Below are 24,275 nucleotides of genomic sequence, written 5' to 3'. Positions count from 1 at the left end.
TGGGAACCACGCTCCAAGCTCACGCGCTGACCACGACCGGGTGTAGGGATGCTTTGACCAGGCAGAGGTGTAGGACGTGGGGTCGCTTTGCGATCAGCTTCAGTAACAATTTTGTTGCCCATTTGGCTTATTCCTGTTGGTTGGTGAAAACGCGCATTTTCCCACGTTTTTTATCCGTGGCGTTAATCCGCTGCGTTCATCAGCCCATGTACCGTGCGATGCCCACTGGCCAAACGGGTCAGAATTTTGAAAGTACCGGTTCCATGGGCGCAGCACTGTCCTTTGCCATCCCATACCGATACCTCACAAAACGCCAAGGTGGGGGTGCGGTGCAAAACCTTGCCAATAGCCTGCAAATGCCCATGCGCTAGGTCAGCGGCACGCATAAAACTGCTTTTCATTTCGATAGTGACAACACCTTGGCGCATATCGAAGCTGCGCGCAGCCAAGGCCATGGCCACATCCATCACACTCATCAATGCCCCACCATGGGCTACCCCAAAGCTGTTGCGAACCGCTTCGCGGGCGCTGAGCCGCACCGTGGCACTGCCCTGCTCTAGCGTATGCAGCTCCATGCCTAGGCATTGCGACAAAGGCGACATGCCGCTGGCATCGTACGCTCCACCGTTTTGCACGGCACCAGCCCAAGCTTGCTGCCATGCTGCGTCGGTGGTCATAGGACTGACGCATACAGCACCCAATCGCAGGCCTTGGGCACGCCAGACATCGGCCTGTTGCTGCAACCAGTCCTTGAGCTGCCACCACACAGCAGTCCCTGCTAGTAGTACAACAGGCATGGCCTGCTTTGCAGATTGCAAAGCAGGCAAACAGGCTTGCACCAAAAGCTGCAATTGCGCTGCGAGCCGCTCTTCGTACTCTTCGCTGCTCTCGTGCTCAGCCATACACACCACCAAGCCTTGTAATGCCCCAACGCGATGGGCTATGGCCTGCCCATCTTGGTGTGCATGTGCTGCATGCAGCACGTGCCAACGCACCGCGCTGAGTTGACCTTGCCACTCCTGCGCAGCTTGCTCTAGGCTATCGGCATCTGAGCCCAGCAAGACCAGCGAGGCTTGGGCACCATCCAAAACTTGGGCCACCCATGGCTGAACTCTGTCAGGCACACGGCCCCACAGTGCCCATGCATGCGCAGGGGATAGAGAGGAAGTTTCATTCATACAGATACGAAATTTGATCCTGCAGCAAAGACAAACTGATTGCAGCCTCTTTCAAATACTGCCGTACTTGGGCTTGGTCAGGACCGATATGCTGGTCAATACGGCGAATGTACGGGCACGTCAGCGCCGCCAGAGCGATGTTATTGGGCCCCAGTATGGGGTAGGAAATATCCACCACCCCGTAAGACTGGGCACTGGGGCGCTCCAAGAAACCTTGTTGGCGCACCAACTCCATGGTTTGCTGCAGTTTGTCGTTGCTGATGGGCACCTCACCATCGACCGGCGTGTGCTCGGCCAACATGCGGTCAAAAGACGCCGCATCGGAATAAGCCAGCAACAAATGCCCAGATGCTGTATCGAGCAAGCCCACCCGGGTCCCCCGTTGCACCGAAAAACTCCATCCCCGTGGACTGTGTATCTGCGCGGCAATCAGCACGTTGCCACGGTCGTACACCCCCATATGACACGATTGCTCCGACTTGCGGGCAAACTCATCCATCACTGGCAGCGCTTGGTTGATCAATCTGCTCAAGGGTGGATGCATATTGGCCAAAGCAAATAGTTTGAGGCTGAGCGCATACCGATCACCCGATGCGGTACGACGCACATACTGGCGTGCAACCAAACGCTCAAGCATGCGGTAAATCTCGCTGGCACTGCGATCCATTTCCTTGACGATTTCCGCACGGGTCAAGCCATGGGGTTGACTGGCCAGCAATTCCAAAATGTCCAGCCCCTTATCCAACGCTGGGGCTCGGTATTTATCCGTGGCATCAAGTGCAATCGCATTTTTTGGTGGACGTCCACGGGGACGTGGTGGGGTAGCGCTCATAATTGTTAAAGTGTCGCTTTAAGGATAAAAATAACAAGCACATTAGAACGTTAAAAATCCTTGCAACCTTACGCTATTGGCTAGAGTGAAAGGATTTTCTAGAATGCCCTCAACATACCACTACAAAGGTTCGCATGGCCACTGTCACATGGAAACAAACCGCCCCTACATGGGTAGCGCTCATTGATGATGAGCCTGTTTGCACCCTCAAAGGCAAAGACATTGGCGGCTGGACTGCCAGCTGGCATGGTGATCGGCTCTGGCAACCACCTGCGCATTTGCCCAAGGCAAGCCCGCAGGCCACCCGGTTTTTCATGGACTTGGCCGAAGCCAAAGCCGCTGTAGAGGAAGCCCTAGGCACTGCCTAAGGCTTAGCGGCTTCAAGCCTTGCCAAACTCAAATTGGCCGGGGCTTTTAATGGGATCTACGTCCACAGCGATCACATCCTTGGGGGCAAATTGCCCCTCTAGCAGGAGTTTTGAGAGTGGATTTTCAATGCGCTGCTGGATCGCGCGCTTGAGCGGTCGCGCCCCAAACACCGGATCGAAGCCCACCTTGGCCAACTCGGCCAAGGCTTTGTCAGACACCTGCAACGCGATATCCATACGCTGCAAACGCACTTGCAGTTGCTGTAGCTGGATCTTGGCGATGCTCGCGATGTGCTGTGCATCCAAACCATGGAAGACGACAGTTTCGTCGATGCGATTCAAGAACTCGGGGCGGAAGTGGTTCTTCAGCTCACCCCAGACGGCGTCTTTGATGTCCTCGTAGTCCTGGCCCACCATGCTCTGGATGAGGTGCGAGCCGATGTTGCTCGTCATCACAATCACCGTGTTCTTGAAGTCGACGGTGCGGCCTTGGCCGTCAGTGAGGCGGCCATCGTCCAGCACTTGCAGCAGGATGTTGAACACATCGGGGTGGGCCTTCTCCACCTCGTCGAGCAGCAGCACGCTGTAGGGCTTGCGGCGCACGGCCTCGGTGAGATAACCGCCCTCTTCGTAGCCCACATACCCCGGAGGCGCACCGATCAGACGCGCCACAGAGTGCTTTTCCATGAACTCGCTCATGTCGATGCGCACCAGATGGTCCACGCTGTCAAACAGGAAACCCGCCAAGGCCTTGCACAGCTCGGTCTTGCCCACGCCCGTGGGGCCGAGGAAAAGGAAAGAGCCCGTCGGGCGGTTCGGGTCGGAGAGGCCCGAGCGTGAACGGCGGATGGCATTGGCCACCGCGCTGATGGCTTCATCCTGCCCCACCACGCGCTCGTGCAGCTTGCCCTCCATCTGCAAGAGCTTGTCTTTCTCGCCCTGCATCATCTTGGCCACCGGGATGCCCGTGGCACGGCTCACCACCTCGGCGATTTCTTCCGCACCCACTTGGGTGCGCAACAGCTTGTTGCCGACAGCCCCTTCGCCCTTGGCCTCTTTGGCCTGGGCTTCCTTGAGGCGCTTGTCCAACTCTGGCAACTTGCCGTATTGGAGCTCGGCCACTTTGTTGAAATCACCTTTGCGGGTGAATTCATCGATCTGCAGCTTGAGCTTTTCGATGTCTTCGCGCACCTGCTGGCTGCCCTGGGCCTGAGCCTTCTCTGACTTCCAGATTTCTTCCAGATCAGCCGCTTCTTTTTGCAGCTGCGCGATTTCTTCCTGAATCAGCTCCAGACGCTTTTGCGAGGCCTCGTCGGTCTCTTTCTTCATGGCCTCACGCTCGATCTGCAGTTGGATCAAGCGGCGATCCAGCTTGTCCATGACCTCGGGCTTGGAGTCGATTTCGATCTTGATCTTGGCCGCAGCTTCGTCAATGAGGTCAATGGCCTTGTCGGGCAGGAAGCGGTCGGTGATGTAGCGGTGGCTCAGCTCGGCCGCAGCCACGATGGCTGGATCGGTGATGTCCACGCCATGGTGTACTTCGTATTTCTCTTGCAGACCGCGCAGGATGGCAATGGTCTGCTCCACCGTGGGCTCGCCCACGAGCACCTTCTGGAAGCGGCGCTCCAGTGCGGCATCCTTCTCGATGTACTTGCGGTATTCGTCCAGCGTGGTCGCGCCAATACAGTGCAGCTCACCGCGCGCCAGAGCGGGCTTGAGCATATTGCCAGCGTCGATCGCACCCTCGGCCTTGCCCGCGCCCACCATGGTGTGGATCTCATCGATGAAGAGGATGATGCGGCCCTCGTCCTGCGACACCTCTTTGAGCACCGCTTTGAGGCGTTCTTCAAAATCGCCCCGGTATTTCGCCCCGGCAAGCAAGCCCGCCATATCGAGCACCAGCACGCGCTTGTCGCGCAGGCTCTCGGGCACCTCGCCGTTGACGATGCGCTGGGCCAGCCCTTCCACAATCGCAGTTTTGCCCACACCGGGTTCGCCAATCAGCACAGGGTTGTTCTTGCTGCGACGTTGCAGCACCTGGATGGCGCGACGGATTTCATCGTCACGGCCGATCACCGGGTCCAGCTTGCCCGCACGGGCACGCTCGGTCAAATCGAGGGTGTATTTCTTCAAGGCCTCGCGCTGCCCTTCAGCCTCGGCGCTGTCAACCTTTTGACCGCCACGCACCGCCTCAATGGCACTCTCAAGGCTCTTGCGCGTCAGGCCATGCTCTTTGGCTATGCGACCCACATCCCCCTTGTGATCGGTAACCGCCAGCAAGAACAACTCACTGGCAATGAATTCATCGCCGCGTTTAATAGCCTCTTTCTCCGTAGCTTGCAGCAGCTTGATCAACTCGCTGCTGGGCTGCATGGTGCCTTGCTCTTGCACATGCGGCAGACGCTCAACCGCTTGCTCCACAGCCTGTGCAAGCCCCGTCACATCAGCTCCTGCACGGGCCAGCAAAGCCTTGGGGCCGTCTTGCTGGCGCAGCATGGCCAGCAGCACATGGGCTGGCTCGATGTGCGAGTTGTCTTTCCCCAAAGCAAGTGACTGCGCCTCGCCCAAAGCCTCTTGAAATTTGGTGGTCAGTTTGTCTATACGCATGGTGTGTCCCTCAAACAAGTACTAGCCCCTAGCTGGGTACACCGTACGGTATTTCAAGAGGAACTAGCACTGCAAGCATGTGCTAGCATGCAACGCATGATCTGCATCAAGTTCTGCCATGGCAACCTCCCTCTGGGTGGCTCCAGTGCGCATGCGGGTTATAAATCCTCCAAACCAACGCTCATCTGACCGGAGCTTGGTTCCGTTGTCAGATGGGCAACGGAACTGCGGCAGATGTACCTCCCGGCTTGGTTTCCCCCTCTTTGACAACGGTTTGATTCGGTCGCGTTTTGGCTTTACCGAAAGGACTTTTGTCATGTCTGCCTCCCATCTCACTCCGACAGGCTTTTGGCTCGCGCTGGTTACTCCTTTTTTACCCGACCACTCGGTTGACTACACCAGCCTGCAAAAACTGGCACAGCATTACCAAGCCCAAGGGGTGCAAGGTCTCGTTCTATGCGGCTCCACCGGGGAAGGCCCGTCTTTGGATGAGGATGAATGCCTGCGCATTGTCCAGACTGTGCATGACAGCGTGCCCCCAATGCCCTTGGTCGTGGGTCTGAGTGGCTACCACCTCAAGAACTTGCAAGCACGCTTGCGCCAATGGGAGGCAGCCAAACTGCAAGTGCAAGGTGTTTTGGTATCGGCCCCGAGCTACATACGCCCTTCGCAAAAGGGGTTGATAGCATGGTTCCAAACCTTGGCCGACACCAGTCCGGCCCCAGTATGGCTGTACGACATCCCCTACCGAACAGGCAGCACGTTGCAATTGGAGACGATACGTCAGCTAGCACAGCATCCACGGATAGTAGCGATCAAAGACTGTGGAGGCGATGCACGCAAAACACAGGCACTGGTACAAGACGGACAGTTGGCCCTGCTTACCGGTGAAGACCACCAAATACTGCCCGCCATGGCCTTGGGAGCCGCAGGCGTAGTCAGTGCGGCAGGACATATCCACCCCGAGCGTTTTGCCCAATTGGTACACAGTCTGCGACACGACGATGGGCCACGCAGTCGCCAGCTCTGGAGCCAACTATTGCCGTGGTTGGATCTGGCATTTTCTGAGCCCAACCCCAGCGTCCTCAAAGCTGCATTGCACCAGCAAGGTCTGGTGCAGGATGTACTACGCCCACCGATGCAAACCTGCAGTCCCGCCACTGCAGAAAAGGTGCGCCAATGGCTCAATCACAGCCAACTCATGCCGTAACGGGGGAGGCGTAGCCCTGCGGATTCATGCTCTGCCAGCGCCATGTGTCTGCACACATGTCGTGCAGGCTGCGCTGGGCTTGCCAGCCCAGCAGGCGCTGCGCGGTGCTGGGATCGGCCCAGTAGGCAGGCAAATCCCCAGGGCGACGCGGCTGGATTTGGTAGGGCACCTTGCGGCCCGAGGCTTGCTCAAAAGCCTGCACCACATCGAGCACGCTGCACCCTTGGCCAGTGCCTAGGTTGATGGCCGTGCACTGGCCACCTGTACCGCGCTGCAGCATGTCCAAGGCACGCAAATGGCCTTGGGCCAAATCCACCACGTGGATGTAGTCGCGCACGCCCGTGCCATCGGGGGTGTCGTAGTCGCTCCCCCATACGTTGAGGGATTGGCGCCGCCCCACCGCCACCTGCGCGACAAAAGGCATCAGGTTGTTGGGCACGCCTTGGGGATCCTCGCCAATCAAGCCGCTGGGGTGGGCGCCCACTGGATTGAAGTAACGCAACAAAGCAATGCGCCAGTGGGGCTTGGCGCGGCTTTGCGCGCGCAGCATGTTTTCAACATCCAGTTTGGTCTGCCCATACGGGTTGGTCGGGGCAAATGGGTGGTCTTCGGTATAGGGCAAACGCACCGGGTCACCGTACACCGTGGCCGATGAGCTGAACACAATTTGCTCTACGCCGCAGTCCTGCATGGCTTGGAGCAAACGCACCGTGCCCAGCACATTGTTGTCGTAGTAGTGCAGTGGCTCGGCCACCGACTCACCCACCGCCTTGAGGCCGGCAAAGTGAATAACGGCTTGGGCTTGGCTGCTGCGCAGTGCATCGCGCAGGGCTGCGCCATCGCGTATGTCGGCCTGCACGCGCTGCACGGTTTTACCCGTGATGCGCTCTACCCGCGCCAAGGCTTCGGGTGAACTGTTGCAGTAGTTGTCCAACACCGTAACGCGGTAGCCCGCTTGCAGCAGCTCCACGCAGGTGTGGCTACCGATATAACCTGCGCCACCCGTTACGAGCACACTGGCTGCTGCAGGCATTGTGTTGGTTTGCATGGTGTTTCCCTGAAATGTGTCGTTATTGCGTACTGCGGTGACTGCCACTGAGTCACTCGCTGCTGTTATGGCTGGCTATGCCCCAGCGCTGCAAAGCGGCATCGTCGCTGGCACGGGCATCCACCCAGCGGGTGTCCTCTGGCGTGCTTTCTTTTTTCCAGAACGGTGCCTGCGTCTTGAGATAGTCCATCACGAACTCGCAGGCTTGGAATGCCGCACCACGGTGCACTGCACTCACCGCGACTAGCACCACCACATCGGCAGGCTGCATGGGCCCTACCCGGTGCACCACACGCACAGCCAATACGCCAAAACGCGCTATCGCCTGCTGCGCCATGGATTCAATCGCGGCCTCGGTCATGCCGGGGTAGTGTTCCAGCTCCAAGCCCTGCACTGACCCCGCTGCATCTTGGGCGTTGTAACGGTCGCGCACCGTGCCTAAAAACGTGCAAACTGCGCCCACACGCCCGTCAATGCCATACAAGGCCTGCTGCTCGGCAGCCACGTCGATAGGCTGCGTTTGGATATGCACATAGACCAAGGGAGAAAGCGCGGTGCTCATACTCTCAACCACCCGTGACTGGCGGAAAAATGGCCACTTCTGCACCAGCGACCAAAGGCTGGCTTTCATCGGCCATGACGTGGTTAAGCGCCATCCGGATGGGGCGTTGTCTATCCAAAGCTTGGGCCGCTTGGGGGCTGCGTTGCATCAGCTCATCGCGCAGTTCGCCCAAGGTACGGGCCTGTGTAGACCAGTTTTCTTGGCTGCAGCCCATGGCTTCGCGCACAGAGGCGAAATAGCGCAACTGCAGCGACACCACAGTAGGCGTGTTGCGGGATAAATCGGTCACAGACAAATCAGTAAGGGCCATAGTGCACACCAAAAAACAGAGCAGAGCCTAGCCAAGGCGCCAAGTATCTCCGCATTTAACCGCCGATATAACTCATCTCGGCACGCCGATGAAAATGGATCACTTGGGGGATGGACGCTAGTTTTCCACGCTGCTCGGAATAATGATCCTGCCTCCGCTGCCAAATATGCCTGATGGCATCACCCAGGGCTTGCTGATTCGCCCCTTGTCCCGAACGCAGTAAGGCACGCATATCGGTACTGTGCCGACCAAACAAGCAAGTGAAGAGCTGTCCATCTGCGGTGATCCGAGCACGGCTGCAATCACCACAAAAAGGCTGCGTCACACTGCTGATCAAACCCAACTCACCAGAGACATCCGGTGCATTGCTGTACTGCCAACGCTCTGCCGTTTCGCCTTGGTGATGGGCCGATAAGCGTTGTAGAGAAAAGTGTGGCTGCAGCATGCGCACGATCTCATCGCTGGGCAACACATGCTCCATAGACCACCCATTGCTGCTACCCACATCCATGAACTCAATGAAACGCAGCACGATGGGTTTATCCAGACAGTAGTGGGCCAACGGCAGGATTTGTTGGTCATTCCAGCCGCGCCGTATCACCACATTGACCTTCACGCACTCAAATCCAGCATGCAAAGCGGCATCGATTCCTCGCAACACTGTATCTACCGGAACGCCCACATCGTTCATGCGTTGAAACACGCTGTCATCTAAGGCATCTAGACTCACCGTCACCCGACTCAATCCTGCGGCTTTAAGCGCTGCAGCTTTGCGTGCTAGCAAAACCCCGTTGGTCGTCATGGCGATCTCCAGCGGTGCCCCACCGACCGTCTGCAAACGGGCTAAACGCTCGATGATCTGCTCCACCTGTTTACGCAGCAAAGGCTCTCCACCTGTAAGGCGCACCTTGCGCACCCCCAGCGGAATAGCGGCCTGTACCAAAGCCTCTATTTCCCCGCCACTGAGCAACTCAGATTGAGACAAAAAAGCGTGGCCTTTGCCAAACTGGGCCTTGGGCATGCAATACAAGCAACGGAAGTTGCACTGATCTGTCAGACTGATGCGCAAATCGTGCAAAGGTCTGCCTTGGACATCCATAAGCGCATGCATGGCGTCAACGCTCTACCTTGGCAACTGGATCCATGCGACGGGCAGCCATCACGCTGCCAATCTCTCGTTCTTGGGTGTGCGTGAGCAAGGCCTCCACACAGGGGTAAACCAGCACCTCCTCCATCCGCACATGCTCGGTATAGGTCAGCACGAATGCTGCCACTGCCGGATCACTGGGCCATGCACGGACAAATTCGCGGTCTTGCACATCAGCCTGCAATAAACGCTTTAAATCACTGCGGACGGTTTGCCACATGGCATCCAGCTTTGCATGTTCGTGCTGTAAGCGCTGCACGGCATGCTGCACCTCTGCTGTTCCGTGCACCAAGGCCAAGGGGAATATTTGCTCCTCCTCATCCAAGTGGTGCAAGGGGGCGGCTTTGTCGAAATAGCGCATCACATCCTGCGCAGCCTCGATGGCCTCCCCATCCACACCATGCTGGCCCACATGAACCTGCAACCTTTGCAGCAATACCAGCATGCGCTGAACACGCTCATGGCACGCCTTGAGCATGGCAAACGGTTGTTCCCAACCACTAGACGGGGCACAGACAGCGTGCAATTGAATAACAGAACTCATCCACAGCTCCCTGTGAAACCGCATTGGGTGCAATAGTCACACCCATCTTTGCGAATGACCGCATGCGCACCACATTCGGTGCACTTTTTACCCACCATGACAGGGGCTTGGTCTGAGGTTTCCTCGGAAAATGCCAATTCATCCTCAACTGGCTCAGTCGCATTCCCAGCATTGCGCTGCGCAATGATTTGCTGCAACGCATAGGCGATGGCAGCCACCTCCGAGTCATGCCATAGCGGCACTTTGCTGCCATCTTGCTTGGTGTGATGCCCCAACCGTACTGGCCCTCTATCCCAAACCACCTTGCGCATATCGCCCAGTGCGCGCTCTAAAAAACCCCCACGGGCAGCCAACGACAGCAGGCGCATGCTGGAGGTAATCCACTGCTGCGATTCACCACTTTGCCCCAAAGGCATAAAAAACTCGATAGCACGCTCTTGTACGCCAACGCCGTCTGCTGTAGCGACTGGCAAAAAGGACACCACTAGGTACAAGGTTTTGTGGCCCTCTTGCGTCCAGTACTCCACTTTCTCGGCCACTGCCTGCAGCGCCCCTTGTGGCCGCCGCTCAATCACCGCCCGCATCGGGTCTATAGCCGCAGTGCACACCGTGTCCACGGTGGCAGAGGTAGCACTTGCTGTCGATACAGGAGTCGTTTGCAACACAGCGCCCAAAATGGAATTAGGACGGTAGGTTGCCAGACCTTTCAGCTTGGCATGCCAAGCCTGTCGGTACAGATTTTTGAAATCGTCATAGGGATAGTCTGCTGGCACATTGACGGTTTTGGAAATTGCCGTGTCCACTAAAGGCTGCACCGCTTGCATCATGGCAATGTGCTCGGCAGCCCCCATTTGCAAGGCACTGACAAAGCCAGGCGGAAGCTGTGTGACATCTCCGCCCAGCGTACGGTATACGCGCCAAGCATGATCCTCCACCGTGTATTCACTGGTGCGGCCATCAGCCTCACGCTTTTTGCGTGTATACGTCCACGAAAAGGCCGGCTCAATACCGTTGGAAGCATTGTCCGCAAACGCCAAGCTGACTGTGCCAGTGGGTGCAATCGAGAGCAAATGGCTGTTGCGAATGCCGTGTGTGCGGATGGCCTTTTGCAATGCCGCAGGCAAGCGGCTGGCAAAGGTTCCGGGTGCCAAATAGCCCTCTACCTCAAAGCGCGGAAATGCCCCTTTTTCTTTGGCTAAAGCCACTGATGCGGCATAGGCACTGTCACGCATGCAGGTGGCAATGCGTACGGCCATGGCGCGGCCTTGGGGCTGGTCATAGGGCAAGCCCAGCATGCACAGGGTATCGCCCAAGCCCGTAAAGCCCACTCCAATGCGCCGTTTGGCGGCTGCCTCGGCTTGTTGCGCAGGCAAAGGCCAGACCGTCACATCCAGCACATTGTCCAGCACACGCACCTGCAGCGCGACGCATTGGGCAAAGGCCTCCATGTCAAACTGTGCTTCGCCCTTCATTCCAAAGGGATGGCGCACAAAACGCGGCAAGATGATGGGCCCCAAATCACAGCAACCGTAAGGCGGCAAGGGTTGCTCACCACAGGGATTGGTCGCCTCTATGGTTTCGCAGTAAGCCAGATTGTTGTCTTGGTTGATGCGGTCTAAAAACAAAATACCGGGTTCTGCAAAGTCATAGGCCGAGCGCATCACGGTATCCCACAGGCTGCGCGCGGCCACACTGGCATACACCCACAATCCATCGCTACGCTGGTAAGCTCCTTGCTCTTGCAATGCAGCCCCCGGAGAAGCAGGGTGCACCAAATGCCACGTTTGGTCGGCTTGCAAGGCGTGCATGAAGGCATCCGTCACCCCCACCGATACGTTGAAATTATTCCAGCGCCCTGGGGTGCGTTTAGCGGTAATAAACTCCAACACATCCGGATGGTCTATGCGCAACACCCCCATTTGTGCACCGCGCCGAGAACCTGCGCTCTCCACGGTGGAGCAAGACTGGTCAAACACATTGATGTAGCTGCACGGCCCCGATGCCAATGACGCCGTGCCCTTGACCTGCGCCCCCCGTGGACGAATGCGGGAAAAGTCATAACCCACGCCACCGCCACGGCGCATGGTTTCAGCGGCTTCGCGCAAGGCTTCGTAAATACCGGGGTAGCCATCGTCGTCATGCCCTTGGATGCAATCCCCCACTGGCTGCACAAAGCAATTGATCAGCGTGGCTTGTATGCCAGTGCCAGCCGCACTCATGATGCGCCCTGCCCCTATCGCCCCTGCGCGCAAGTTGGCCAAAAACAAGGTTTCGTAGTGGCTCTGTTGGTCCGGTTTTTCCGCGCTGGCCAGTGCGCGCGCCACGCGGCGAAACACATCGTCAGCGCACGTTTCACCAGCTTTGAGGTATTTCTCAGCCAGTACATCGTGGCTGATTGTTTGGGGCGCTAGCCCAACATCCACACAAGCATTCATAAATTGTGTTCCTAAGAATCTGACAAGGTGATCACTTGTCCGTCGTATTCCACATAGGGCTGGTAAGGCCCCGTGCCGCTGTGCGGAGCAATGGAAGCCGGCACAAAGTCGGCTTGCTGGGCATCGAAAACGTGAATCTCACCATCCTCTATGACGTAGTGCCAACCGTGCAAGGTCAGTCGCCCCGCCTCCACTTCACGGCGCACCATGGGGTAGTCCATCAAGCGCTCAAGCTGCAGCACGACAGAGCGCTGTTCGGTGCGCAGCAAAGCCTCGGGACAGCATTGCACGGGCAGCAAAGCCTCTTGCGCCAGCTTCAGCCACGCCCGCAGCGCTCGCGCCTCATCGGGCACCCCCTCGTAAGCTGCCCGAATAGCCCCGCAGTGGCTATGCCCGCACACGATGATGTGCTCCACATGCAAAGCCAGTACGGCGTACTCGATCGCGGCCATGGTGCCGTGCAAACCATGGGTTCCGTCATACGGTGGCACCAAAGCCCCCACATTGCGCACGATGAACAACTCCCCCGGCCCCGCTCCAGTGAGCAGATAAGGCACCAAACGCGAGTCCGAGCAACCAATGAACAAAGTCTTAGGGTGCTGGCCTTGTGCCACCAGCTCCTGAAAACGCTGCTGGTGCAAGGGAAAATAGCTGGAGTGAAAGCGCCGCAAACGTTGCAGCAGCTCATCGGGGGCATGGGGGTCTAGGGTCATTGCACCAGCAAAGAATCGGCCGCATCCAAGGTGATGCCCTGCACTTCAGCCTGCCCCACCAACAAACGCATGTACTGGTGCAAGGCCTTGGCCCGTGACTGCAAGGTCAACTGCATGGCCACACGCTCACGCACTTCGCTGTACGCGGCCTGCTTGCCCTTGCGCTGTCCCAACACCTCAATGATGTGAAAACCAAAGCGGGTGTGGATCAGACGGGGATGCACCCCCAATCCCCAACCTGCCTGCGTCTGGTGAAACAGCTCGTTGGCCAATTCGGGCGCGCAGTCTTGCGCTTGCAACCACCCCAGATCGCCGCCTTGGGCACTGCTTGGGCAGTTGGACAACTGCGCCGCCAACGTTGCGAAATGGTCTGCCGGTACGTTTTTTCCCAGCAACTCCAGCAAGGCTTGCTCAGCGCGCACAGTCAGTGCATGCACATTCACACCCGGTGTGACGGCAAACAAAATGTGGCGTACATGCACGGACTGCCCCACCACATACTGTGCCAAGTGGGCTTGATAGTAGCGTTGACACTCATCCTCACTGGGCAATGGGCTGTGCACGGCTGCATCCACCATGGTCTCCAGCACCAGCCTATCGGCATCGCTCAGCATGGGCGCTTGCGTACCTGCGCAGGGTGCCAGCAAGCCGACCTGTACCGCTTGCTGGCGTAACAGTTCGCTGTAGGCCCGCTCGCGCAGGGTGTAGTCATCGAGTTGCTCGCCTGCAGCATGCAAGGCCACTCCATTGATAGACGCCATCATGTGGTACTCCTTTAGCGGTGGGATTGGCTGTGGCTCATGGGCTGGCGTGGCGTCATGCCAATGCGGCGACTGCGCACCAACTGGTAAGGCCGCACCACATAGGCCAAGGTGCCAAAACCGCTCCACACATGCACCAAACGGGTGAATGGAAAGACCAAGAAAATGGACATGCCCAAGAACATGTGCGCCTTGAACACCCAACTGGCCTGTGCCAACAGAGCTGGTGCATCGGCGCGGAAGGTGACAATGCGCTGCGCCCATTCGGCCAGCTTCACCATCATGCTGCCATCCAAGTGCTGGGCAGACAGAGGGATAGTGGCCAAACCCAAAGCCAGTTGGATCCACAACAACACCAGCAGCACGATGTCACTGGCTTTGGAATTGCAGCGGATGCGCACATCACTCAAACGACGGTGCAGCAAGATGCTCACACCCAGCCAACCCAACAACCCAAACAGGCCACCGGACACCATGGCCACCAACTGCTTGGCTCCAGCGCTGATGAAGGACTCGTACACAAAGTGCGGAGTCAACATGCCAACAGTATGGCCAAAGAACAAAAACAATACGCCCAAGTGGAACAGATTGCTGCCCCAACGCAGTTGCCCCGAGCGCAGCAACTGCGACGAATCGCTTTTCCAGGTGTACTGGTCACGGTCAAAACGCAGCAAGCTGCCCAACAAAAAAATAATCAGGCAAATGTAGGGATAGATGCCAAACAAGAAGTTATCAAGGTAGGTCATGCGGCTACTCCTGCGTCTGTGCGCTTGCGCACAATGTGAATAGGTTGCGTCTCGCCCGGACGGGCTTGCCCGCGGGCGGAGCATCCCGCAAAGGCCTCGGGCTCAGCCCAACTCTCATCCAAGGGCTCATCAGCAGTGATGGGAACGGCTTGCACGCGCTGCCCAGCCAGTTCCAACACGGCAGCCAATGCGGCGGCATAAGGGCTACCACGCTGCAGCAAAGCGCTGAAAATGGCCGCCACGATATGGGCCACCTCGCCCAAGAACTCTTGGGCCACTGCCACGGGTTGTGTAGAGGCAAACTCCAACACCACGCACAGGTGATCGGGCAACTCATCGAGGCACAAGTGCAAACCGGCTTGCTCGTAGGTTTTCAGCAAATCGACCATAGCGGGGCCGCGATCACGCGAATCGCCATGGACATGCTCAAACAAATGCAAGGAAGTAGCACGCCCCCGGTCAAAGGTCTCGACGTACTGCGCCTCCACTTCCAAGGGATCATGGCGCAGCAGTTCGGTCGCCAGTTGGCGCAGCTCAGCACAGCGGCTACTGGGCAGCGCGCCTTCATCGTCCACAGCTTGTAGCAATACAGGCAGCTGCGCGCGCAAAGACGCGTGGGGATAGCCCAGCAGCAAGGCCAAAGCGCGCAAGGTGTATCGGTTATTTTTCATAATAGGCTCCTTTGCATCAAACCGCAGACTGGATAGGAATAGTGCGGCGCTTCTTGCCCCCAAAGAGGCTGGTGTCACTGCTGCCATCTGAGCAGCCATTGCCCATGGAGAAGCCACAACCACCGCGCAAATCAAAGGCGTTTTCGGCGTACTCGCGGTGGCTACTGGGAATCACAAAACGGTCTTCGTAATTGGCAATCGCCATCACGTGGTACATCTCCTCCACCTCGGCTACCGACAGGCCGGTTTGCTGCAACACAGCCAGGTTTTCCACCTGATCAACATGTTTGCTGCGCTGGTAAGCGCGCATGGCCAGCATGCGCTCCAGGGCTCGCACGACTGGCTCCACATCACCGGCGGTAAGCAAATTGGCCAAGTACTGCACTGGGATGCGCATTTGCGCCACATCGGGCAACTCACCGTTGCTGCCCACATGGCCAGCATTGGCAGCCGAGGTAATGGGCGACAGCGGCGGCACGTACCAGACCATGGGCAAGGTGCGGTATTCGGGGTGTAGCGGCAGGGCAACTTTCCACTCCATGGCCATCTTGTAGACGGGGCTGTTGCGTGCGCCTTCCAACCATGCCTCGGGGATGCCGTCCTTGCGGGCTTGCTCAATCACAGCGGGGTCGTGGGGGTTGAGGAAGACATCGAGCTGTGCTTGGTACAGGTCTTTGTCGTTTTCCACACTGGCAGCCTGCTCAATGCGGTCAGCGTCGTACAGCACCACGCCCAAATAACGGATGCGGCCCACACAGGTTTCTGAGCACACGGTGGGTTGACCCGCTTCGATGCGGGGGTAGCAGAAGATGCACTTCTCGGCCTTGCCAGTCTGCCAGTTGTAGTAAATCTTCTTGTAAGGGCAGCCACTCACACACATGCGCCAACCGCGGCATTTGTCTTGGTCGATCAACACAATGCCGTCATCCTCGCGCTTGTAGATGGAGCCACTGGGGCAACTGGCCACGCAAGCAGGGTTTAGGCAGTGCTCGCACAGACGAGGCAAGTACATCATGAAGGTGTTCTCAAACTGGCCCACCATGTCTTTTTGCACTTGTTCGAAATTGGCCAAGTTGGCGTCTTGGCTGCGCTTGCTGAATTCCCCGCCCAGAATTTCCTCCCAGTTGGGGCCCCACTCGATCTTCTCCATGCGCTTGCCGGTAATCAGCGAGCGTGGTCGCGCAGTCGGGGCTGCTTTGCTTTCCTTGGCTGACTGCAGATGGTCATAGTCAAAGGTAAAGGGCTCGTAGTAGTCGTCAATCTGCGGCATGTTGGGGTTGGCAAAGATGCGCATGAGCAACTTCCATTTACCCCCCTGGCGCGGCTCGATAGAGCCATCGGCATTGCGAATCCATCCGCCCTGCCAGCGGTCTTGGTTTTCCCAGTCTTTGGGATAACCGATGCCGGGCTTGGTCTCCACGTTGTTGAACCATGCGTATTCCACACCCGGGCGGCTGGTCCAAACGTTCTTGCAAGTGACCGAGCAGGTGTGGCAGCCAATGCACTTGTCCAAGTTGAGCACCATGCCAATTTGTGCGCGTACTTTCATTGTGTTTCTCCTTGTAGTGCGTATCAGGACTGAATGCTGTTGGTGCCTTCACCATCGAGCCAATCGACTTTGCGCATCTTGCGTACCACCACGAACTCGTCGCGGTTGGTGCCTATGGTTCCGTAGTAGTTAAAGCCGTAGCTGAACTGCGCGTAGCCGCCGATCATGTGGGTGGGCTTGGTCACGATGCGGGTCACTGAGTTGTGGATACCGCCGCGTGTGCCGGTGATCTCTGCCCCCGGGGTGTTGATGATTTTTTCTTGGGCGTGGTACATCATCACCATGCCGGGGTTGACCCGCTGGCTCACCACCGCACGGGCGGCAATAGCACCGTTGGTGTTGAACAATTCAACCCAGTCGTTGTCCACAATGCCTGCACTTTTGGCATCGTCCTCACTGAGCCAAATCACCGGGCCGCCCCGGTTGAGCGTGAGCATGTGCAAGTTGTCGCTGTACGTGCTGTGGATACCCCACTTCTGGTGCGGGGTGATGAAATTGAGCGAAATCTCCTTGTGCCCATTGGGCTTGCGATCCATCACATCGCCCACGGTCTTCAAATCGACTGGTGGTCGGTAGCTGGAGAAACCTTCGCCGAAGGCCGCCATCCAAGGGTGATCCAGATAGAACTGCTGGCGACCAGTGAGCGTGCGCCATGGAATCAACTCGTGCACGTTGGTATAGCCCGCGTTGTAAGACACCTTCTCCGACTCCAGCCCAGACCAAGTGGGCGAAGAAATAATCTTGCGCGGCTGGGCTTGGATATCGCGGAAGCGGATTTTTTCGTCCTCGCGGTGCAAGGCCAAATGGCTGTGGTCACGCCCGGTTTGCTTGCTCAACGCTTCCCAGGCTTTGACGGCCACATGACCATTGGTCTCAGGAGCGAGCTGCAGCACCACTTCGCAAGCGTCGATATCGGTCTCAATCTTGGCCATCCCCTTGGCCACACCCTCGGTGTGCACTTGTCCATTGAGCGCTTTGAGTTGACCAACCTCGGTTTGGGTATTCCAGGCAATGCCTTTGCCACCGTTGCCAATTTTGTCCATCAATGGGCCCAACGCCGTGAAACGGGCGTAGGTATTGGGATAGTCGCGCTCCACCACCTGCACTTGCGGCGCGGTCTTGCCGGGGATGAGGTCGCATTCGCCCTTTTTCCACTCGGCCACCCCATAGGGTTGGGCCAGTTCAGCCGGGGTGTCGTGCATCAGTGGGCTTAGCACCACCTCTTTCTCTACGCCCAAGTGGCCTACACACACCTCACTAAAGGCCTTGGCAAAGCCTTTGTAGATTTCCCAGTCACTCTTGCTCTGCCACGCCGGATCCACGGCAGTAGAGAGTGGGTGGATAAAGGGGTGCATGTCACTGGTGTTGAGGTCGTTCTTCTCGTACCAAGTGGCGGTTGGCAACACGATGTCCGAATACAGACAGGTGGTGCTCATGCGAAAGTCCAGCGTCACCAACAAATCGAGCTTGCCTTCGGGCGCTTTGTCATGCCATTGCACTTCGGTCGGTTTGGCCTCATCAGCACCCAAATCCTTGCCCTGCACCCCGTGGGTAGTGCCCAGCAAGTGCTTAAGGAAGTATTCGTGCCCCTTGCCGCTGGAACCCAGTATGTTGGAGCGCCACACGAACATGTTGCGCGGCCAGTTGGCTGGATGGTCTGGATCCTCGCAGCTCATGCGCAAATCGCCGTTCTTGAGCGACTGCACCACGTAGTCCTTGGTATCCATGCCTTTGGCTTGGGCGTCTTTGACCACCTGCATGGGGTGGGTTTGTAGCTGCGGGGCACTGGGCAACCAGCCCATGCGTTCAGCGCGCACGTTGTAGTCGATCAAGCTGCCGCCAAAGCGCTGCTTGTCGGCCAGTGGCGAGAGGATTTCCTCCACACCCAACTTTTCATAGCGCCACTGATCGGTGTGGGCATAAAAGAAACTGGTGCTGTTTTGCTGGCGTGGTGGGCGCACCCAGTCCAAGGCAAATGCCAGTGCAGTCCAGCCAGTTTGGGGCCTCAGCTTTTCCTGTCCCACATAGTGGGCCCAGCCACCACCGCTTTGGCCTATGCAGCCGCACATCATCAGCATGTTGATGATGCCGCGGTAGTTCATGTCGCAGTGGTACCAGTGGTTCATCGCCGCGCCGATGATGACCATGCTCTTGCCATGGGTCTTGTCAGCGTTGTCGGCAAACTGGCGCGCCACGGCAATCACTTGCTCACGCTTGACGCCGGTGATTTTTTCTTGCCAAGCCGGGGTGTAAGGGGTGTCGTCGTCAAAGCTGCTGGCAGCGTTTTCACCGGCCAACCCCCGGGCCACGCCATAGTTGGCCACGGTCAGGTCAAACACGGTAGCAACCACGGCGTAGCGCTCTTGCCCTTCTTTACCCAGTTTGATGCGACGCACTGGCACTTGGCGCACCAGCACATCGTCTTGCTTGTTGGCGGTGAAATGGGGCGTATCCACCCCGCCGAAATACGGGAAAGCCACTGCACCCACGTCGTATTGGCTGCCTTGCCCCTCCATCAGGCTGAGCTTGAGCTGCACCCGTTCGCCATCGCGTGCTTCTTTGTCTTCTAAGTTCCACTTGCCTTGGTCAGCACGGCCTTCTGCGCCCCAGCGGAAACCAATAGAGCCGTTGGGCAGCACGATCTTGTCGTCTTGATCGATGGCAACGGTCTTCCACTCGGGGTTGTTGTCTTGCCCCAGCTTGCCGTTGAAGTCATCGGCACGCAGGTAGCGGCCCGGCACCAGCACTTGGCGGCCATCGGGCAAGGTGCGCTCTTCCAACTGCACCAAATTGGGCATGTCGGTGTAACGGCGCACGTAGTTATCAAAGTAGGCCGAGCGCTTGTCGAAATAAAACTCCTTGAGGATGACGTGTCCCATGGCCATGGCCACCGCAGCATCGGTGCCTTGCTTGGGATGCATCCACAAGTCAGCCAGCTTGCTGATCTCGGCATAGTCGGGCGTGATAGCCACCGTCTTAGCCCCCTTGTAGCGCACTTCGGTGAAGAAGTGGGCGTCGGGTGTACGGGTCTGGGGCACGTTGGAGCCCCAAGCAATCAGAAAGGTGCTGTTGTACCAATCGGCACTCTCGGGCACATCGGTTTGTTCGCCCCAAATTTGCGGACTGGCCGGAGGCAAGTCGCAGTACCAGTCGTAAAAGCTCATGCACACGCCACCAATGAGGCTAAGGTAGCGACTGCCTGCGGCGTAGCTGACCATGCTCATGGCGGGAATGGGCGAAAAACCGATGATGCGGTCAGGCCCGTATTGCTTGGCCGTGTACACGTTGGCACTGGCCACCAATTGGTTAATCTCTTCCCAAGTACTGCGCACAAAGCCGCCCAGACCGCGCTGCTTTTGCCACTCGGCACGCGCCTGTGGGTTCTCCACGATGCTGGCCCAGGCATCAACCGGGCTTTTGGAGACAGCCAAGGCCGCACGCCAGTGCTTGAGCAAGCGGGCGCGGATCATGGGGTATTTCACGCGGTTGGCGCTGTACAAGTACCAACTGTAGCTGGCACCGCGGGCGCAACCACGGGGTTCGTGGTTGGGCAAATCGGCCCGGGTACGCGGGTAATCGGTTTGCTGGGTTTCCCAAGTGACGATGCCACCTTTGACATAAATCTTCCACGAGCAAGAACCCGTGCAGTTCACACCATGGGTGCTGCGCACGATTTTGTCGTGGGCCCAGCGGTTGCGATAGGCATCTTCCCAGGTACGGTCTTCACCGGTGGTCAAACCGTGTGAGCCGGAAAAGCCCTCTGTAGGAGCCGAGAAGTGGCTCAAGCGGTCGAGAAAGTGACTCATCGTATGGTCTCCGTATGAAACGAGGTATTCAGGGGTTCTTGATCTCGGCGCCTGCCCGCAGGTAGAACCACCAGTTCAGCACCAAGCACAGGGCGTAAAACCCTGCGAATCCGTAGAAGGCGTATTGGGGTGTTCCCGCCTTGATCTGCTCGCCGATCAGCACCGGAGCGATGAAGGCGCCGTAAGCGGCAACTGCCGATGTCCAGCCCAGTACAGGGCCTGCTTGTGAGCGGTCATAAATGACCCCGATGGTGCGGAAGGTGGAGCCATTGCCCACGCCGCTGGCGGCGAACAACACAATGAACAAGCCCATGAACAAGGGGAAGTACTGCTCGGGAGTTGCAGAGTGGTAGGCCTGTTGCATGACATAACCCACGGCCACCGAAGCTGCCACCATCACCACCGAGATCACTTGGGTCACGATGGAGCCGCCCAACTTGTCAGAGATCCAACCACCCACTGGGCGCACGGCAGCTCCCACAAAGGGGCCAATCCATGCGTACGTCAGAGCCGATGGGGCGTTAGGGTTCTTCAGGGTGTGTTGCAGTACGCCTTGCACATCAACGATGTGTTGCACCCCAAAAATCACCGTAATAGCCAGGGGCAAGGCCATGGAAAAGCCGATAAAACTGCCAAAGGTCACCACATACAGCGCTGTCAGGCTCCATGTGTGCTTGTTAGAGAAAATGGCAAACTGCTTTTGCACGTTCTCCTTCATGGCACCGAATGCGGCCACGCGCATCATGAGCAGTGAGGCCACGATATCCAAGGGAATCGCCACCCACATATTGAGCACCCCCAAACCACTAGGTGCTGGCAGGTAGAGGTAGAGCATGCCAATCGAGGGCAAGAAAGCCAGCGAATAGAGATAGGTGATCTTGGCAAACGCCAACACGGGGTGGCCTGTGGCAGGCGATACGCTCTTGAGGTTGTTCATGCCCCACCAGCACAAAGCAGCCAGGGGGACCAAGGACAGCAACCATGCAAACCCTGCGTTTTGGATGTAAGTGGGAGTGCCTGCTGCAATCTTGCCGAAGATCCAACCACTGTCCTTGACCAAGACCTTGGCATCGCCACCGAGTACACCAAACAGCCCCACGGTCATGACCAAGGGGATGACGATTTGCATGGTGGTCACCCCAAAGTTGCCCAAACCGGCGTTCAAACCCAATGCGGTGCCTTGCAATCGCTTGGGAAAGAAGGTGCTGATGTTGGACATGGAGCTGGCGAAATTGCCGCCGCCCACGCCAGACCACAAGGCCATGAGTTGGAATACCCACAGCGGCCACTCAGGGTGCTGCAAGGCCAAGCCTGTGCCCAATGCGGGGGCCAGCAGCATGGCGGTGGTCAAGAAAATGGTGTTGCGGCCCCCTGCCATGCGGATCAGGAACGAGGCCGGTATGCGCATGGTGGCCCCCGATATGCCAGCAATAGCTGTCAGGGTAAAGAGTTCGGCTTGGGTGAAGGGGAAACCCAAATTGAGCATCTGCACCGTGATGATTCCCCACATGCCCCAGATGGCAAAGCCACACAGGAGCGCAGGGATGGATATCCACAGATTGCGATAGGCCACTTTCTTGCCCGCGCTCTCCCAGTAACGGGCATCTTCGGGTTGCCAGTCAGCGATATCGACTGAGTGATTGCTTACTTGCTTGCTCATGAATTAGCTCCTAGTGCTGCAGGGCTGGATTGGCGGCGGTGTTGGCAGTGGCCGCCCCCATGGGGTCCACCTGGCGTACCTCAGTCCAGTACATCCAAATCAGAGACACCCAGACGACGCCGTACATCAGCATGAAAGCGCTGGAGCGCACACCTGTCAGGTCCATCAGGGCGCCAAACAGGATCGGCAAAACAAAACCACCCATGCCACCGGCCAAGCCCACAATGCCGCTGATAGCGCCGATGTTGTGGTTGTAGTCGTCACTGATGTACTTGAAGACGCTGGCCTTACCGAAGGCAAAGGCAGTACCCAAGACGAACATCAGCCCAGTGAAGACATACACATTGAGACCGATGTGGAAGCTACTGCTGCCATTGACGGTGGTGACGGTGAAGTCGGTTTGGGGATAGGACAGAAGGAAAAGGCAAATCCAGCTCACCCACAGCACCCACCAAGTCACTTTGTGGGCACCGTATTTGTCCGACAGCACACCGCCCACGGCACGCAGCACGCCACCAGGCAAGGAAAAACATGCCGCCAGCAAAGCGGCCACCCGAATGTCCAGCCCGTACTCGCCCACGTAGTACTGCACCATCCACAATGCCAGCGCCACATAGCCACCAAAGACGATGCTGTAGTACTGGCAATACTTGACGACACGGGGATCTTTGAGCGACTTGAGTTGCTGCGACAGACTCACTGTGTTGGGCACCAAGTGCTGGGGATTGCTGTGGCTAAACATCCAAAACAGCACCAAAGTACCCAGCATGATGGCGGCGTACACCTGTGGCACCATGCTCCAACCAAAGGCCACCAAGATCACCGGTGCGACAAACTTGTTGACAGCAGAGCCAGAGTTGCCAGCGCCATAAATGCCCATGGCCGTTCCCTGTTGGCTCCTAGGAAACCAACGGGCTACATAAGGTGTTCCCACCGAAAAGGAACCACCCGCTAGGCCCACAAACAGGCCAATCACGATGAAGTGCCAATACTCTGTGGCGTAGGCCATGAGCCAAATGGCGGGCACGGTCACCGCCATCAGCACGGCCATCACGATGCGCCCACCAAAACGGTCTGTCCAAATGCCCAGCGGCACACGAATCAATGAACCGGTAAGCACCGGAATAGCGGTCAACAAACCGAATTCGGTGGCATTGAGGTTGAGCATTTTCTTGATCGGAATACCGATCACGCCAAACATCATCCAAACCATGAAACACACGGTGAATGCCAGTGTGCTGACGATCAGGACCGACCACGCCTTTCTTGCATTGCTTAATTCAGAGGTCATCTTTCTTCTCCTAGAGATGACATGACTGTCCGTTTTTCAGGCTCCGCTGCCCATCCACCGTTGGGATGGGAACCCCCTATGCAAAAGAACTAGGCCCGCCGAGGCGGGCCTAGTTCCAAAGGAGTAGTAAGGGTGCTGTTGGGATTCTTTTTGCGCTGCGTCAAAGCAAGCCCTGCGCTGCAGCGTATACTGCTGCCTGCACACGCGAGCCCAGTTGCAGCTTGCGCAAGATCGCCTGCACGTGCACCTTGACCGTGGTTTCCGCGATATCCAGCTCGCGCGCAATAAGTTTGTTGCTGTCGCCACGCGCCAGTAGCAGCAATATCTCCCGCTCACGGGCCGACAAGCCTTCATGCAGCATGCTCTCGTGCACGACAGCAGCGCTAGCGAGAGGCGCTGCTGGTTTGGTACGAAAAGCGGCTACAAATTTGGTCATCATCTCGGGACTGATGACAGGCTCGCCCGCCAAAGTGCGCACGATGGCCTGGCACAGTTGGTCGGACTCCACCGTTTTGAGCAAATAGCCATCGGCCCCGGCTTGCATGGCTGCGGCCAAGTCTTCTTCGTTTTCACTGACCGTCAGCATCAGGATGCGGGCTTTGGCAAAGGCTTGCTTGAGTGGCTCAATCCCATCAACACCGCGCACACCGGGCAAATGGTTGTCCAGCAAAATGAGATCGGGCTGCACCGTCCCTGCCATGCGCAAGGCTTGCCCCAAATCGGGAGCCTCAGCCACCACATCAAAGCGGCCATCTTGTTTGAGCAAAGCCACCAAACCGCGGCGAAACAAGTTGTGATCGTCGATCAATAACAGCTGGATGGGATGAGACATAAAAA

At 57.6% G+C, this 24,275-nt stretch carries 20 protein-coding genes; 2 read left to right on the top strand and 18 right to left on the bottom strand.

Annotated elements, in window-relative coordinates; translation table 11 throughout:
* Positions 1 to 182: 182 nt before the first annotated feature.
* Positions 183 to 1,178, bottom strand: a complete 996-nt coding sequence (locus KIK84_RS16620; RefSeq protein ID WP_250207950.1) for a PaaI family thioesterase — start codon at positions 1,176 to 1,178, stop codon at positions 183 to 185.
* Entirely contained in the window at positions 1,171 to 2,010 is an 840-nt protein-coding gene (locus tag KIK84_RS12475; RefSeq protein WP_214123430.1) for an IclR family transcriptional regulator, read from the bottom strand. The genes KIK84_RS16620 and KIK84_RS12475 overlap by 8 nt, the downstream gene beginning before the upstream one ends.
* A 134-nt stretch (positions 2,011 to 2,144) precedes the next feature.
* On the opposite strand from KIK84_RS12475, the gene KIK84_RS12470 reads away from it, so the two are divergent.
* A complete protein-coding gene (locus tag KIK84_RS12470) occupies positions 2,145 to 2,378 on the top strand; it encodes a hypothetical protein (protein ID WP_214123429.1) in 234 nt (77 codons plus the stop codon).
* A 12-nt stretch (positions 2,379 to 2,390) separates the two neighbouring features.
* Here the strand turns inward: KIK84_RS12470 and clpB are convergent, their stop codons facing one another.
* The gene (clpB, locus tag KIK84_RS12465) at positions 2,391 to 4,985 is read right to left on the bottom strand and encodes an ATP-dependent chaperone ClpB (RefSeq protein WP_214123428.1); all 2,595 of its coding nucleotides are present in this window, start codon (positions 4,983 to 4,985) and stop codon (positions 2,391 to 2,393) included.
* 316 nt (positions 4,986 to 5,301) lie between these two features.
* Here clpB and dapA point away from each other — a divergent pair, with 316 nt between their 5' ends.
* Positions 5,302 to 6,195 (top strand): 4-hydroxy-tetrahydrodipicolinate synthase, encoded by an 894-nt coding sequence (dapA, locus tag KIK84_RS12460; protein ID WP_214123427.1) that lies wholly within the window; start codon positions 5,302 to 5,304, stop codon positions 6,193 to 6,195.
* On the opposite strand, the gene galE is transcribed toward dapA, so the two are convergent.
* The 15 genes from galE to KIK84_RS12385 all read right to left on the bottom strand — a co-directional run bounded on the left by galE (position 6,185) and on the right by KIK84_RS12385 (position 24,270).
* Complete coding sequence (gene galE, locus KIK84_RS12455) at positions 6,185 to 7,243, bottom strand: UDP-glucose 4-epimerase GalE (protein ID WP_250207949.1); 1,059 nt, start codon at positions 7,241 to 7,243, stop codon at positions 6,185 to 6,187. The two genes, dapA and galE, sit on opposite strands and share 11 nt — an antisense overlap.
* Before the next feature lie 52 nt (positions 7,244 to 7,295).
* On the bottom strand, positions 7,296 to 7,805 hold the full coding sequence (locus KIK84_RS12450; RefSeq protein ID WP_214123426.1) for a molybdenum cofactor biosynthesis protein MoaE: 510 nt from the start codon (positions 7,803 to 7,805) through the stop codon (positions 7,296 to 7,298).
* 4 nt (positions 7,806 to 7,809) lie between these two features.
* The gene (gene moaD, locus KIK84_RS12445) at positions 7,810 to 8,061 is read right to left on the bottom strand and encodes a molybdopterin converting factor subunit 1 (protein ID WP_214123590.1); all 252 of its coding nucleotides are present in this window, start codon (positions 8,059 to 8,061) and stop codon (positions 7,810 to 7,812) included.
* 109 nt (positions 8,062 to 8,170) lie between these two features.
* On the bottom strand, positions 8,171 to 9,226 hold the full coding sequence (gene moaA / locus KIK84_RS12440) for a GTP 3',8-cyclase MoaA (RefSeq protein WP_214123425.1): 1,056 nt from the start codon (positions 9,224 to 9,226) through the stop codon (positions 8,171 to 8,173).
* Positions 9,227 to 9,230: 4 nt separating this feature from the next.
* On the bottom strand, positions 9,231 to 9,806 hold the full coding sequence (locus KIK84_RS12435) for a hemerythrin domain-containing protein (protein ID WP_214123424.1): 576 nt from the start codon (positions 9,804 to 9,806) through the stop codon (positions 9,231 to 9,233).
* Positions 9,803 to 12,241, bottom strand: coding sequence for an adenosylcobalamin-dependent ribonucleoside-diphosphate reductase (locus KIK84_RS12430; RefSeq protein ID WP_214123423.1), 2,439 nt, complete (start codon positions 12,239 to 12,241; stop codon positions 9,803 to 9,805). The genes KIK84_RS12435 and KIK84_RS12430 overlap by 4 nt, the downstream gene beginning before the upstream one ends.
* 11 nt (positions 12,242 to 12,252) lie before the next feature.
* A complete protein-coding gene (locus KIK84_RS12425) occupies positions 12,253 to 12,954 on the bottom strand; it encodes a carbonic anhydrase (protein WP_214123422.1) in 702 nt (233 codons plus the stop codon).
* Positions 12,951 to 13,718: a peptidylprolyl isomerase gene (locus KIK84_RS12420; RefSeq protein WP_214123421.1), complete on the bottom strand. Its 768-nt coding sequence runs from the start codon at positions 13,716 to 13,718 to the stop codon at positions 12,951 to 12,953. Before KIK84_RS12420 ends, KIK84_RS12425 begins: the two co-directional genes overlap by 4 nt.
* Positions 13,719 to 13,729: 11 nt before the next feature.
* Positions 13,730 to 14,461 carry a respiratory nitrate reductase subunit gamma gene (gene narI, locus KIK84_RS12415; RefSeq protein WP_214123420.1) on the bottom strand — a complete coding sequence of 244 codons (732 nt, stop codon included), beginning with the start codon at positions 14,459 to 14,461 and terminating at the stop codon, positions 13,730 to 13,732.
* Entirely contained in the window at positions 14,458 to 15,132 is a 675-nt protein-coding gene (narJ, locus tag KIK84_RS12410; RefSeq protein ID WP_214123419.1) for a nitrate reductase molybdenum cofactor assembly chaperone, read from the bottom strand. Before narJ ends, narI begins: the two co-directional genes overlap by 4 nt.
* Before the next feature lie 16 nt (positions 15,133 to 15,148).
* On the bottom strand, positions 15,149 to 16,681 hold the full coding sequence (narH, locus tag KIK84_RS12405; RefSeq protein ID WP_214123418.1) for a nitrate reductase subunit beta: 1,533 nt from the start codon (positions 16,679 to 16,681) through the stop codon (positions 15,149 to 15,151).
* 23 nt (positions 16,682 to 16,704) lie between these two features.
* Positions 16,705 to 20,487 (bottom strand): nitrate reductase subunit alpha, encoded by a 3,783-nt coding sequence (locus KIK84_RS12400; RefSeq protein ID WP_214123417.1) that lies wholly within the window; start codon positions 20,485 to 20,487, stop codon positions 16,705 to 16,707.
* 28 nt (positions 20,488 to 20,515) lie between these two features.
* The gene (locus KIK84_RS12395) at positions 20,516 to 22,147 is read right to left on the bottom strand and encodes an MFS transporter (protein ID WP_214123416.1); all 1,632 of its coding nucleotides are present in this window, start codon (positions 22,145 to 22,147) and stop codon (positions 20,516 to 20,518) included.
* A gap of 10 nt (positions 22,148 to 22,157) precedes the next feature.
* Positions 22,158 to 23,438, bottom strand: coding sequence for an MFS transporter (locus tag KIK84_RS12390; RefSeq protein ID WP_214123415.1), 1,281 nt, complete (start codon positions 23,436 to 23,438; stop codon positions 22,158 to 22,160).
* 160 nt (positions 23,439 to 23,598) lie between these two features.
* On the bottom strand, positions 23,599 to 24,270 hold the full coding sequence (locus KIK84_RS12385; protein ID WP_214123414.1) for a response regulator: 672 nt from the start codon (positions 24,268 to 24,270) through the stop codon (positions 23,599 to 23,601).
* Positions 24,271 to 24,275 lie beyond the last annotated feature (5 nt).

It is taken from the genome of Curvibacter sp. CHRR-16 (assembly GCF_018474005.1).
Taxonomy (GTDB): domain Bacteria; phylum Pseudomonadota; class Gammaproteobacteria; order Burkholderiales; family Burkholderiaceae_C; genus Allorhodoferax.
This window is presented reverse-complemented; position numbering and strand designations above follow the sequence as displayed.